Genomic DNA, 12,326 nt, shown 5'->3' with positions numbered 1-12,326 from the left:
TGACGGTGGTGTAGGTGTAGGCCGGCTTGGTGGCGGTTGCCGGCACGGTGGTGGTGGTAGAGGTGGTGGCCGGAGCGGTGACGCTGATGTAGACCGGGTTGGTGACGTTGACGAGCTTGTAGCTGGTTGCGGCAGCGCCGTCGACGTTGGTCACGGTGAGGGCGACCCTGTAGGTGCCGGCCTTGGTGAAGGTGATGCCGGTTGTTGCTGCGGTTGCTGCAGCGATGGTTGCGCCGTCGCCAGCGTTGGTGGCCCACTGGAACTTGGCACCGGCAGCCGGGGCGGTGGCCGGAGCGAAGTTGTAGGAGGAACCTTTGACGAGCGGAGCCGCGGTGGTGCCGGTCTCGCCGTTGACTGCCGCGATGGTTGCGACCGGCTGCACGCCGACGCCTGCAGCTGCGGCGTCGAAGTTCGCCGCGATGGTTTCCATGTACGCGGCATACTCGCGACCGGTCATGGGTACTGCGCCGGCCTTGACGCTGCCGTCGTCGTTGGTGTCAGCGATCTTGTAGTAGATGGCGCCGTCCTCATCAGGATAGAGGACGTCGGCACGCTCGAGATCGGTGGTCCAGGTGTAGGTCGCATCGCTCTTCTGGAACTTCACGGTGCGTGCCTGGCCCAGCTTGTTGAAGCCTTCGAATGCGGTGCGCAGATCGCCGTTGTAGGCTTTCACGCGGACCGGCTCCAGCGGACGGCTCATCAGGTTGCTGGCGGAGTCGAGGCCCGGGATGCCAGGCATGCGGGTGACCGTGCCGGTGGACTGGTCGATGCTGACCTGGGAGGTCGGGTTGAAGGTGCGGTCAGCCGGGATTGCGGTGCCGACCATGTCGAAGCCGCCGGTGAAGAACCCTTTCTCGGGGGCGTGGCAGTCGGCGCAGCTCTTGCCGACTACGTGCTCACGTACGGACTTGACGCCGTGGGTGACCATGAACGGAGCGCCGATGTAGGCGAGTTCGGTGCCGTTCCAGCTCTTCTGCAGAGCTGCGGGTTTCTGGCTCTCGAGGGCGTTGCGGTAGTTCTTGTAGTCGCGGATCTGGTTCGGCTCGGTGAAGGTGACCGCGCCGCTCCAAACACTGACGTACTTCCAGTAGTTGGCCGGAGAGAAGGTGCCGTCCGGCATGAATGCGGAGCCGGAAGCGGTGCTCATCGGGTCGTTGAAGCCGATGGAGATGACGGAGAGGGCGGAAGGACCGAAGTTCATGCCGGCCTTCAGGTCGCGCTGGATCCACGGGTCGTAGATCGGCTCGCCGTAGCCCTGGGTGTTGTTCTTGTGCGGAGCTTTCTCGTCGAATACGTCGGTGTAGCCGGCCAGCGAAGGCTTGACGGTACGGCCGAGTTCGTCGTTGTCGCCGATCAGCAGGCCGCCCGGGACGGTGTCGCCGTTTGCGTCGACGTTCGGGTCGGTGTTGTTCCAGATGACCGCGGAGATCGCGTTGCTGAGGTAGATCTTGCGACGGTACTGCATGCCGCTCTTGGTGCCGTTGCCGAAGGTGAGCGGAGCTTCCATGTTGCCGAGCCTCTGCCAGAGGTGCAGCGGTTTCCACTCTTTGAGCTGGCCGCCCACAACGTGGGTGCCGGCCGGGATGGGTGCGTTGTAGCCCGGCATGCCGGCGGTGAGGCCCATGGCCTGGTTGATGGCCGCGTACATCTGGTTGTACTGATCGACTGCGCCCGCGTTGAAGGATGCCGGAGCCGGATCCTCGAACAGGCCGATCATCCCCTTGGAGGAGTCGGTGCCGACGATGGCCGGGAAGCGCATGCCGGAGGTGGCGTCGAGGGCGCGAACCGCCATGCTGACCTTCTTGACGTGGCAGACGGTGCAGTCCATCGCGTCGAGGTGGTTGCCGCGGCCGAGCTTGGTGTTATCAGTGGTGAAGTTGGTGTGCTCGGAGATCCCCTGCCCGCCGTAACCGGTGCTGGAGATGTCGACCTTGTCGGCGATCTGGACGATGTTGTTCTTCAGACCGTACTGGGTGTGAGCCGCATCCGGGTTCGGTGCGCCGAAGGTCTGGATGGCGTTGCCGTAGTAGTCCTTGCCGGTGATGTGGCAGAACTCGCAGCGCTTGACGGTGTTGCGGGTGTCGTGCTTCTGAACCGCTGCGCCCGCCTCGGTGGCGTTTGCGGCCACGATCGGCTTGCCGTCCGCGTCGAAGTCCTTGACGACCTGACGCTTCCAAAGCGGCGGAACGCCGTCTGCGGTGGTGCTGGACATGTCGAAGCCGCGGCCCGGGTCGCACTGGTTCTTGTTGGTGCTGTTGCCGGTGAAGTGGCAGCCGGCGCAACCGAAGGAACCGTGGACATCCTGGCCTGCCTGCCATGCGTCGCCGCGCTTGAACCACTCAGCACGCGGGAACGGCATGGTGGAGCGCTTGAGGGCGTTCTGGTCGGGCATGGAGCCGTCGCCGTTGTAGTAGTAGAGCGGGCCGGACATGGCCGGGTTGCCGCCGCCCAGGAAGCCGGTCTCGCTGGCTGCGCTCTTGAAGGTCTGCTGAGCCTGCAGGTACGGCATGCCCGGCATCATGTACTGGGTGTAGTTGCCGAAGTTGATGACCGGGGAGGACCCGCTGGTCAGCCACATGGCGTTGATGTCGTAGGAGGTCATCCTCTTGCCGTTGGGGCCGACGGCGTTGGCCGGGTCGTAGATCATCGGCGCGGAGGAGAGGAAGCCGCTGCTGCCGCCGGTGACGCCGAACATCTCGGGGAGATCCTTCAGGGTCTTGGTGGCGTGGCACTGCATGCAGTTGTTGGACTCCGGGGCGGCCTTGATGCGGCCGATGAAGGTCGGGGAGAACGACACCATCTGCATGTTGTTCGCATCCGGATCCGTGAAGGTCACGTTGCCGTTCTGCGAGTTGTAACCCATGTAGGTCGGGCTGGCCGGGTTCATGTCGAAGAGCATGGCGCCGGCGCCCGGGGCGGCGTTCAGGCTGCCGGCCTGGGTCATGACGGAGGACATGACGTTGTCGTAGCCGGAGAGGTGGCAGAACAGGCAGTCCATCTCCTTCACGTTCGGCATCATGAGCTGGCCGGAGAACACCGGCATCATCGCCTTGGTGTTCGGCTCGAGCATGTCCATCGCCTTGACGCCGAGTGCGACGGGGTTACCCATGGGGTCGGTCTTCACCCATGCGTTGGCGAGGCTCGGAAGGAGCACCGGGCCGTTGGCCGGGTTGTTACCCTTGTACTGCGGGTAGACCCAGGGGGCGATGGTTGCGAAGGAGCTTTCGATCCCCTGCGCGCTGAACTGTTCCCAAACCGTGGTGGTGAAGGGGTTCACGTTGCCCATGGCCATGTCGGTCAGGGTCTTGAAGGGGAGGCGGTTGCCGTTTCTGTCTTCCTCGTAGGTTACGCCGCCCGGATGGCAGGTCGCGCACATGGTCGCCTGGTCCCAAAGGGAGAGGTCGACTTTCGGATACGCCTGGCCGTTAACGGTGCCGCCGTTCAGGAAGATGTAGAGCTTGGTGCCGGGGGTCTTGGAGTCGAGAACCGGGTCGCCGGTGTTCGGGGTGCCCGGATAGGTGATGCCTTTGCCGTCTGCTTTTTTCTGTAAGTCCGCCACCTGGCGGAGCGAGGGGGTTCACCACTTGCCGTTGTGGCCGTGGGACTGCAGCCAGGGTTTCTGCGGGTTGAGGCCCGTCTGCTTGCCGTTTTCCATGAAGAGGCCGCTGTCGGAGTTGTCCATCCACTCAGCGACGCCGAGGGTGGCGTGGAAGGCCCCTTTCGACATGTCTTCGTAGCTCTTGAGCCCGACGGTGTTACCAGCGGTGTGGCAGCTCATGGAGCCGCCGCCCATGCAGGTCTGTTTCGGGCTGTACGGCATGCCCTGCTTCGAGGTCTGGTCGACCATAACCGGCATGGCGGGTACGCCGTACTGCTGCGCTACCTCCTGATAGGTGTAAAGCTGGATTGCCGGATGCGCCGCTTGGGCAATCGTCCCGCCTACGGTGAGGCCGGCTACCGCCGAGGCCCCCGCCAAAAGCGAGATTTTCAATCCCCTTTTTTTCATAGGTTGTTTCCCTCTCAGTCTCTTGATTGGATTTGAAATGAATTGCATTGTGCTGCCTTCTTTGTTGCTGCTACTTCGGACCTTCAGGCCGCCGCGTGAATGGGGGCACGTGACGACTGCGCCGGACCAGGTTTTAAGGCATCACCGGTACGGTGTGAAGAGAGCTTGACTGGATAATAGCAATTGTCGTACCTGCGATGCCGGTCGCCGCGCGTCAGGGGCGAAAAAAAACAACCCGGAAGGAGATGAGGCTTGGAAACTTATATAATAATTGATATATTGCACTCGCTTTAAAACACCGCGATGCCCCGACGGGAGGAGGTCCCCTTGACGTCCGGTCCCGCGAAGGGACGCCGAGTCTTGAAAAGGTGCGGTGATATCCCCCGCATGGGGGACCATTGGGGTGAAATCGCCCACGATCGGATGGCGCCGCCCGAGGTGCCGGCGGGGGGAGGGAGGCGGATGCCCCGCAAGGACGCGAAGCTGCGTCGATGTGCCGGGGCGCACCTTGCGCGGCTCAGATGCGACTGATGTTGGCAGAGACGTTGCACGGCTTAGCGTGCAGTATCTTATCTATACCAGGAGGTCGGATGATGAAGAGGGTTGGTTTGTTGGTTGTTGGCGCGTTGTTGGGCGGTTGCGCGCACCAGGCTGTGAAAAGTGAAGTGGCACCGGCAGCGGCAACCGCTCCGGCACCCAAGAAGGTCGAGCTGAGCGAGGCGTCCCTTGCCGAGCTTATCGTGAAGGACAAGACCACCAAGGCCGAGGTGCTCGCGGCCTACGGGAGCCCGGTGGCGGTGGAGCAGAACAAGCGCCAGCTTTCCAAGGATATGCTCGCCACCATAAAGGTGCCCCTGCCGCCCATCGCGCGCACGAAGGAGTTCTGGACCTACAACGCCTCCCCCTTCAACGCCGACGGTTCCATGAAGAGCAAGGTTCTCAGCACGATGATCTTCATCGACGACAACGGCGTCGTGGTCGACTACCTGACCTCTTACACCCATGTAGCGCCTCCCCAGTAGCGCTCGGCATGCATCGCCCTCGGGTACGCCTGATCGGTGCGGCGCGCGACGGCAACGAAAAAGGCTCCTCTTCTTGCGAAGGGGAGCCTTTTTCGTTCTTGCGATGGCGCGTCTAAAGCTGGGGGCGGGAGCGTTGCGGGTGGCAGCTCATCGAGACGCCGCCCGCGCAGCTTTGCACCATCACGTTTGCCGCATCTGAGCCTTGCCCGGTCACCTCGGTGGCAAGGCTCGCGGGCCGCTCCAGCCCCCTCGGGGTCATCTCGACCCGGGGGGCCAGTCCGATACCCGCTGCGAGGCAGGTGAGGGCGCCTACGAGGATCGCCGTGCACTTCTTGCTGAGTCTTTCCATTTTCAGCTGCTCCTTACCCCTTTGCTACCGCGTGGGCAGGTTTTTCTGCACCTGCTTGAAGGTGGAGAGCTCGTCCACGGGATAGCCCGCCACCGGCTTGGCGAGGTTGTACGTCTGGGTCGGGTCCACCGTGGACATGAGGTTCTTGTCGGTCACCGTGTCGCCGTCGAGTTCGAAGACGGTCCAGGTGTTGCCGGCCTTGTTGGGGACGGTGTAACTCTTCACCAGGGTGGTGCCGCGGTAAAGCTTGAGCTGTGCGCCCGACTCGGCGAGGTAACCGGCGGCCGAGTTGTTGTAGACGTAGAAACGGTAGACGCCTGCCTGTTGGGTCAGGATGGTGAAGGTTTCGCTGCCGTTGTCGACGCCGTGGTTCGCTTGATCCTGGTCGAGGTATGCCTCGGTGGTAGCCCCGGGGATGTTCCTGAGGGTCGTGCCTGTGATGGCGCTGCCGTACGGGTAGCTCACCTGGGGGTCGGAGGTGCTGGTGCCGACATGGAACCTCGGGGTGTTGCTGGACCCAATGGTGGTGGAGGTGTCGTCCGGGTTCAGGGGACCGGTGACGTGGAGGTCGAGGTCGCGCTCGGCGCTCCCCCAGCTGAGGACGGCGCGGTAGGTGGTGGACGGCGTCGTCCCGGTGTCCGCGGTGAAGTTCTGGCTGTTGTTGTAGGTTGATACCCCGGGGACGGAGTAGACGGTGAAGTAGCCGTAGCTCGTTTCCGCCCCGTCAACGAGCTTCAACACCTCCGCCGTGTAGCACCCGGCGGGGAAGTAGTCCTTGTAGTAATACCCGTAGCCGTCGGCCGTCTTGGCCAGGTAGTTGCCTGTGGTGGCGCCCAGCCCCGGGCGGAACCTGAGGGTCAGGGCCGCACCGGTGTTGTTGGAGGCGTTCAGGACATAGCCGTTGATCGACGTGGTGAGCGAAGCCTTGTCGGTCGTGAGCATGAGTACGGTTTCCAGTGCGGTGGCGGCACTCTGGCTCGGCTTGACGCCGTAGTAGTTCACGTCGGCGTAGCCGGTTTTGCTGAACACGAGCTGGTAGGTGCCGGCCGCCGAGAGTCCTGAGAAACTGTAGCTGCCGGTGCTTTGCACCGTGGCGGTTGCCGCGGGGGTGCTTGCGCCGTCGGCGTACGCGGTCACGGTCGCCCCGGTGACGGCGAGCCCGGAGATCGGGTCCTTCACAGTGCCGGTCACGGCAAGCGCCGGGATCATCACCGGGAGCCCGAGGTAGGCGTTGACCACGTTGCGCAGCTCTGTTATCGTGACCGCGCCGCTTTGGTCGGTGTCCACGCAGGATGCCACCGTCTTCGTGCCGAGGAACATGTTGATCGCCCCCTGCACCTCGATCATGGTGACGCTTCCGTTGCCGTCGCAGTCCCCGGGTAGCGCGGTGGCGAACGCGGAAAGGTTGGAAATGAGGAGGGCGGCGCAGGCGAGCGCGACGATGAGTCCCCGTTTGTACAGGTCTGCCAGCTTCATGTAGGTTCTCCTGCTTTGCGGTGCGAAAAATGGCCCGTGCGTCCTGCTGCGGCGCCACGGCGGCTGCCTTTTTCCAGCAAATAGGGTGCCACTTGCCCCGTGCGCCGTGAGTGCCTCCCCCGCGCGGGTTTGCGTGTTTCGCCTCACGGGGAGATGGGGGATATGCCCCAGTTTTTCTCGGGCGCCGAGGTCGGAGGTGGGGCAAATCGCTCGATTGTGCCCCGGGAGCGGGGCTCACCCCCGTCTGCAGGCACGTCCGGCGCTCTGGCGCAGGTTTTGCTCCGCTGCACTTCATTTACGGCGAGGTGATCATGAGTACCAACCTTTTTACCAGCATCGTGCTTAACCTGACCGACGGGATCTACGTGATCCAGGAGGGGAAGGCGATTTTTTTGAACGACCGCTTCGGGGCCATTTTCGGCTACGCGAGCGTCGAGGGGCTGATCGGGCGCGACATGTACGCCGATGTCTACCCCGACCGGCAGAGCGTCGACCTGTTCCGCCACGTGCACGAGCAGCTCTTGAAGGGAGAGCGCTCGACGGTCTCCTGGGGGCAGCCGTCGGCCAGGCTTGACGGCAGCGTCTTCTGGATCGAGGTGGAAGCGCGTCTCATCGAGGTGGAAGGCAAACCCGCCATCTTCGGGACCTTTCTGGACCGCACCGACTGCAAGCTGATCGGCGAGGCGATGCATGCGACCCAGGAGACCCTTAGGCTTCTTTTGGACGCCATGGAGGACCGCGTTTACGTCGTCACCGACGACTACCGCATCGTCTATGCAAACCGCAAGATGCGCGAGGGGCTTTTGGGGGACCTCGAACAGGACTTCTGCTACCAGGTCTGCCGCGGCCAGCAGACCCGCTGCGAGGACTGCTGCGTCGACGACGGGTTCTTCGACTCCGAGCGCCCCCTGCACAAGGAGTTCTACAACGAGGTGACCAAGCTTTGGTACTCGGTCATCGAACTTCCCGTCCGGATGCCCGGCATCGAGCAGCGCACGAAACTGGCCGTTGCCCGCGACATCACCGTGCGACGCGAGGCCGAGAACAAGGTGCGCGCCCTCACCCGGAAACTTTTGAGCGTGCAGGAAGACGAGAGAAAGCATCTCTCCAGGGAGCTGCACGACGACCTAGGTCAGCGCCTGAACGCCGCGAAGATCATCGTCGACGTTCTCGCCGAGGACCTCGCCTCTTCCCCGGGTGATGCTCCCGCCCGGATGCGTCATCTCTCCGAGGTGCTCAGGGACAGCGTGCAGTCGATCCGCACCATCTGCGCCGGCCTGCGTCCCTCGCCGCTGGAGAAGCTGGGGCTTGTCGACGCCATCCGCCACGACTGCGACAGTTTCTCGACCCATCACGGGGTGAACGTCCGCGTTTCCGCCCACGGCCTCGACGGGGTGCGCCTCCCCCATGAGGGTGAAATAACCCTATACCGGGTCTTCCAGGAGGCGCTGCATAACGTGGTGAAGCACGCGCGGGCAAGCGAGGTGACCGTAAGCCTCGTCGTTTCCCACCCGGTGCTCAGGATGCGCATCACCGACAACGGCAGGGGGTTCGACCCCGCCCGCGCCGTTCCTGCCGGGAAGGGTGGGCTCGGGCTTGTCGGCATGGCCGAGCGGGTCGAGCTTTTAAACGGCTCCTTCGAGCTCACCTCGCGCCCCGGGAAGGGGACGCGCATCGCCGTGGAGATTCCCATCGCCTAGCGCCCCTTGCGGCGCCGGCTTCAATTCGAGGAGGTTTTTTGCATGGAAGGAAAAAGCAGGGTCATCATCGTTGACGATCACCCACTGTTTCGGGAAGGGGTGAAGGGGCTTGTGGAGCGAACCTCCGAGTACAACTGCATCGGTGAAGCGGGAAGCGGCGCCGAGGCGCTGGCGCTTGCCAGGGAGCTGAAGCCCGAACTCATGACCATGGATATCTCGCTTCCCGATATAAGCGGCATCGAGGCGGTGCGCCAGATCATGCGCGAGGTCCCGTCGGTGAAGATACTCATGCTGAGCATGCATCCCAAGTTCGAATACGTCGCCGAGGCCCTGAGGGCCGGAGCGCGCGGCTACGTGATGAAGGAGGCGACCAGTACGCGACTGGTGGCCGCCATGGACGCCCTAAGCCGCGGCGAGTACTTCCTGGACGGGCAGGTCTCGCAGGACATCGTGGCGAACCTGGGGAATTCCGGTCAGGGGGAAGCCACGGTGTGCGACGAACGGTACGCGCTTTTGTCCCCCAGGGAGCAGCAGGTGATGCGCCTGGTCGCCGAAGGTGGGGTGATACGACAGATCGCGTCGGATTTGGGGCTCAGCGTGAAGACGGTGGAGAACCACCTCACAAACCTCATGAAGAAGCTCGATGTGCACAGCCGGATGGAACTCGTGCGGTATGCGGCGCGTCTTGGTGTTATTGATCTGGAACAGTGGAAATAGGTGGGAGTTTGGAGGGCCCCGCCGGCAGATGTGACTGCTGCCGGCGGGGCCGAAGCGGTCGTTAAAGCCTTGCGGTCGCGTCTTTTTTGTTCTGCTGTTCCTGCATTTCCTGCTGTTTCTTGCGTTCCTTGAGGATCTCCTGGGCCTTGTGCTCCCTTTCTTCCGCCGCCTTGCGGTAGGCGGCATCGTAGTCCACCCCCTTCAGCTTGCCAAGGCCGTACACCCCGATCTTGTTCTCGCCGAACTGGTTCGCCACGAAGATCACCTCGGTGAGCTCGAAGTTCTTCTCCGCGAGCTTCTGGAAGTAATCCAGGTTCTTTTTGCTGATGGAGATGTCGCTCGGCAGGTTCATCCCCCCGACCGGGAGCTTCGCGGATCCGAAGTAGCCAAGCAGGCGCCCCTTGTCGGTGAAGATCTGCACGTTCTGGTGCCCGGAGTCGACCACGTAGACGTATCCGTTCTCGTCCGTGGTGATACCCTTCGGGCGGGCGAACTGCCCCATGCCGTCGCCGAACTTGCCGAAGGTGCCGAGGAAGTGGCCGTCGCGGTCGTAGGAGGTCACCGTGCCCCTGCCGGCGTTGGTGACCCAGAAGACCCCTTTATCGTCCAGGCTCATACGGGTGGGGAGGCTCAGGGACTGGTTCGGGTCGTCCGTCTTTCCGATCTCGCGGATCTGCGATCCCGTCATCGGGTTCAGTACGCGGATCACGGATTTCCTCGTGTCGAGCACGTACAGGTTCTCGTCGTCGACCGCGATGTCGGTCGGCGTGAAGCCCAGATCTCCCCCTATCGCTTTCAGGTACTCGCCGTTGTTGTCATAGATGAGCACCTCCTTGCGTTCGATGTCGGAAACGAACACAAAGCCCGTGCTGTCTACGGCAACCCCCACCGGTTTCTTCAGCTTGCCCATCCCGTCGTTCCCCTTTAGCTGCTCCATCTTCTTGTTGGGGAGGTCCACGACGAAGAGCTGCCCGGCGATGTCGGTCACGTAGAGCTTGCCGTTTTGGGTGGTGATGCCGCTGGGTTTTATGATCCTGCTCACCTTCTGCTCTTCCTGTTTGCCGAAGGAGACGATGGACACCGAGTCGCCGGAGCTTCCCGCTACGTCTGCGGAGTTGCTGAAACTGGTCAGGTACTGGAGCCTTGGGAGGTTCGGGGAGGGAGGGAAGAACACCGGGCCGTGGCTTTGCTGGCTCGGGCCGGTGGCGCAACCGGCGGTTAGGGTGAGAACGGAGGCAGCGAGGAGCGCTACTGCGGAACGAAAAAGACGAACATGCATGTCTTGTACTCCTGTTTCTGTGTTGCGGTTGCCTGTTTCTCTTTTTTACCGTCCCGGGGTCACCCCCGGGACGGTCGACTGCTTGTTACTTGTCGTGGCACATCACGCAGAACTGCGAGTTAAGCTGCTTCTCGTAGAGGAACGCGGTGTCCTTGTTGTCCTTGTTGTGGACGTCGTGGCAGGAAGCGCAGGTCATGAGCATCTGCCCTTTGCCGTTGTTGAAGCCGAGGGTGGTGATCGGCTGGGTGTTGAGGGTGCTGTTGTTCGGGGCCTTCAGGGTGTCCCTGATGCCGGGGTCGGTGGTGTGGATGCCGGTCAGGTCGAACCCGATCGGGTGGTCGTTGGAGAGGTCGGAGAACTTGCCGATGGCGATGTCGCCGAAGCCGTCAGCGGTGATCTTGCCGCCGAGAGCGGTACCGGTGTTGCCGTAGTGCTGGTCGACTGCGATGACGCCGTCATGGCAGCTCATGCAGAGGCGGCTCGGGCCTGCGAGCGGGTCGCCGGCGATGGTGCTGTTGAAGGTCACGGACTCGTACGGAGCGAAGCTCGTGTCAACGTTCACTTTGTGGGACCAGAGCGGGTTGTAGTCGAGCTCGGTAGCCTCGACCTTGTGGTGCGGGGTGTGGCAGAAGGCGCAGACGCGGCCCTGGGAATCCGGTGCGGCGCCAGAGAGCATGTTCATGTCGTGCTTGGAGCCGACGACCCCGCCGCCGTCGGCAGTGTAGCCGTAGGCGAGAGAGGCACCGAGGGTGAGACCGGCAATGGCGGTCAGGATGGTGATCTTCTTCATAGAGAGTTTTCCTCCGTCTTTTTCATTGAATGTAGAAAAGTTTTCAGCTTGCCTACGCAATGCTGCGGCTCTCTTCCGCTGCACCTGCCGACGTGCCTCCCCCCCAGGAGACGCGCCGGTTGCCGAATCGAATGCAATGTTGGTGCCCGCATCATGCCGTTTTTGCAAGAGCGGGTAACCACTGGGGTTTTACCTTTGCTCGACGGGGATCCACGGGAAAGCCGGGGCGGTTGGGGGGGATTTGCCCCCATCACCCCCGGCGTTATGGGTGAAATGTCTCACACGGATCAACGCACCGCGCTTCCCTCGAACCCGTTTGTCTGACTGCGGCTGGGTTCATGGGGTATTTTCCCCAAGGTGGCAAGGTCCTTGCTGTCAGGGGAGACACTATTAAGAATGCTCGGGAGGTGACATGAAATTTGTAACTCTGGCGGCGGCAGCGCTTCTGGCGGCCTTTGCCGCGGCGCCCGCGTGCGGATATGACGGCGTCGACGTGGTACAGCTGAAAAAGCAGGCCGAGGCGGGGAGTGCCGAGGCCCAGTCCCGTCTCGGCGTGCTCTACGCGACCGGGGTGGGGACCCCCCGGGATGTGCAGGAGGCGGCACGCTGGTATCGGAAATCTGCCGATCAGGGGTTCGTCCTCGGGCAATACAACCTCGCCATGCTGTACCTGCGGGGGGAGGGGCTTGCGGAAGACCCGGTCAAGGGGCGCGAGCTCCTTTTGAAGGCGGCCGAGCAGTGGCTCCCGGCGGCACAGTACGACCTGGGCGTTGCGTACCTCTACGGTGTGGGGGGCGAGAAAAACCGCGACGAGGCGGAGAAATGGCTGCGCCGCGCCTCGACCCAGGGGTACCGCGCGGCGAAAAAGAAGCTCGAGGAGCTTGCCGACGCGCGCTAGTGGGAGAGATTTAACTTGCCTGGCTCGGCAAATGCCGCTAAGTAAACGGGGGGGACGGCCGGTGCCGTTTCCCCCATTGCTTTTAGCGG

At 62.9% G+C, this 12,326-nt stretch carries 10 protein-coding genes; 4 read left to right on the top strand and 6 right to left on the bottom strand.

Going from position 1 to position 12,326, the window contains the following annotated elements:
- Nucleotides 1-3,559: PKD domain-containing protein (locus D6Z24_RS21005; RefSeq protein WP_129128467.1), on the bottom strand; the 3,559-nt coding region annotated here is incomplete at its 3' end.
- 18 nt (nucleotides 3,560-3,577) lie between these two features.
- A complete protein-coding gene (locus tag D6Z24_RS21000) occupies nucleotides 3,578-4,006 on the bottom strand; it encodes a cytochrome C (RefSeq protein WP_198419578.1) in 429 nt (142 codons plus the stop codon).
- A 590-nt stretch (nucleotides 4,007-4,596) separates the two neighbouring features.
- Here D6Z24_RS21000 and D6Z24_RS20995 point away from each other — a divergent pair.
- On the top strand, nucleotides 4,597-5,028 hold the full coding sequence (locus D6Z24_RS20995) for a hypothetical protein (RefSeq protein WP_129127905.1): 432 nt from the start codon (nucleotides 4,597-4,599) through the stop codon (nucleotides 5,026-5,028).
- Nucleotides 5,029-5,140: 112 nt separating this feature from the next.
- Here the strand turns inward: D6Z24_RS20995 and D6Z24_RS20990 are convergent, their stop codons facing one another.
- Together D6Z24_RS20990 and D6Z24_RS20985 are read right to left on the bottom strand one after the other, a co-directional pair.
- Nucleotides 5,141-5,377: a hypothetical protein gene (locus D6Z24_RS20990; RefSeq protein ID WP_129127904.1), complete on the bottom strand. Its 237-nt coding sequence runs from the start codon at nucleotides 5,375-5,377 to the stop codon at nucleotides 5,141-5,143.
- Between the two features lie 24 nt (nucleotides 5,378-5,401).
- Nucleotides 5,402-6,853, bottom strand: a complete 1,452-nt coding sequence (locus D6Z24_RS20985; RefSeq protein ID WP_129127903.1) for a carboxypeptidase-like regulatory domain-containing protein — start codon at nucleotides 6,851-6,853, stop codon at nucleotides 5,402-5,404.
- Between the two features lie 311 nt (nucleotides 6,854-7,164).
- On the opposite strand from D6Z24_RS20985, the gene D6Z24_RS20980 reads away from it, so the two are divergent.
- Both D6Z24_RS20980 and D6Z24_RS20975 read left to right on the top strand, forming a co-directional pair.
- The gene (locus D6Z24_RS20980) at nucleotides 7,165-8,553 is read left to right on the top strand and encodes a PAS domain-containing sensor histidine kinase (RefSeq protein WP_129127902.1); all 1,389 of its coding nucleotides are present in this window, start codon (nucleotides 7,165-7,167) and stop codon (nucleotides 8,551-8,553) included.
- 42 nt (nucleotides 8,554-8,595) lie between these two features.
- Nucleotides 8,596-9,270, top strand: coding sequence for a response regulator (locus D6Z24_RS20975; RefSeq protein ID WP_129127901.1), 675 nt, complete (start codon nucleotides 8,596-8,598; stop codon nucleotides 9,268-9,270).
- Nucleotides 9,271-9,331: 61 nt separating this feature from the next.
- Here the strand turns inward: D6Z24_RS20975 and D6Z24_RS20970 are convergent, their stop codons facing one another.
- Complete coding sequence (locus D6Z24_RS20970; RefSeq protein ID WP_129127900.1) at nucleotides 9,332-10,549, bottom strand: NHL repeat-containing protein; 1,218 nt, start codon at nucleotides 10,547-10,549, stop codon at nucleotides 9,332-9,334.
- An 85-nt stretch (nucleotides 10,550-10,634) separates the two neighbouring features.
- Nucleotides 10,635-11,339 carry a cytochrome c3 family protein gene (locus D6Z24_RS20965; RefSeq protein ID WP_129127899.1) on the bottom strand — a complete coding sequence of 235 codons (705 nt, stop codon included), beginning with the start codon at nucleotides 11,337-11,339 and terminating at the stop codon, nucleotides 10,635-10,637.
- A gap of 412 nt (nucleotides 11,340-11,751) precedes the next feature.
- Here D6Z24_RS20965 and D6Z24_RS20960 point away from each other — a divergent pair, with 412 nt between their 5' ends.
- A complete protein-coding gene (locus D6Z24_RS20960; RefSeq protein ID WP_129127898.1) occupies nucleotides 11,752-12,237 on the top strand; it encodes a tetratricopeptide repeat protein in 486 nt (161 codons plus the stop codon).
- Nucleotides 12,238-12,326: the final 89 nt, after the last annotated feature.

The organism is Geomonas oryzae (genome assembly GCF_004117875.1).
In the GTDB taxonomy this organism is placed as follows: domain Bacteria; phylum Desulfobacterota; class Desulfuromonadia; order Geobacterales; family Geobacteraceae; genus Geomonas; species Geomonas oryzae.
Note: the sequence above shows the minus strand (reverse complement) of the source record. Positions and strands in the feature narration are given on the sequence as shown.

Bases quoted from the DNA above. Each gene is read 5' to 3' on its own strand.
- D6Z24_RS20965 (WP_129127899.1), bottom strand. From the start codon at position 11,339: ATGAAGAAGATCACCATCCTGACCGCCATTGCCGGTCTCACCCTCGGT.
- D6Z24_RS20990 (WP_129127904.1), bottom strand. From the start codon at position 5,377: ATGGAAAGACTCAGCAAGAAGTGCACGGCGATCCTCGTAGGCGCCCTC.
- D6Z24_RS20985 (WP_129127903.1), bottom strand. From the start codon at position 6,853: ATGAAGCTGGCAGACCTGTACAAACGGGGACTCATCGTCGCGCTCGCC.
- D6Z24_RS21000 (WP_198419578.1), bottom strand. From the start codon at position 4,006: ATGAAAAAAAGGGGATTGAAAATCTCGCTTTTGGCGGGGGCCTCGGCG.
- D6Z24_RS20975 (WP_129127901.1), top strand. From the start codon at position 8,596: ATGGAAGGAAAAAGCAGGGTCATCATCGTTGACGATCACCCACTGTTT.
- D6Z24_RS20980 (WP_129127902.1), top strand. From the start codon at position 7,165: ATGAGTACCAACCTTTTTACCAGCATCGTGCTTAACCTGACCGACGGG.
- D6Z24_RS20960 (WP_129127898.1), top strand. From the start codon at position 11,752: ATGAAATTTGTAACTCTGGCGGCGGCAGCGCTTCTGGCGGCCTTTGCC.
- D6Z24_RS20970 (WP_129127900.1), bottom strand. From the start codon at position 10,549: ATGCATGTTCGTCTTTTTCGTTCCGCAGTAGCGCTCCTCGCTGCCTCC.
- D6Z24_RS20995 (WP_129127905.1), top strand. From the start codon at position 4,597: ATGATGAAGAGGGTTGGTTTGTTGGTTGTTGGCGCGTTGTTGGGCGGT.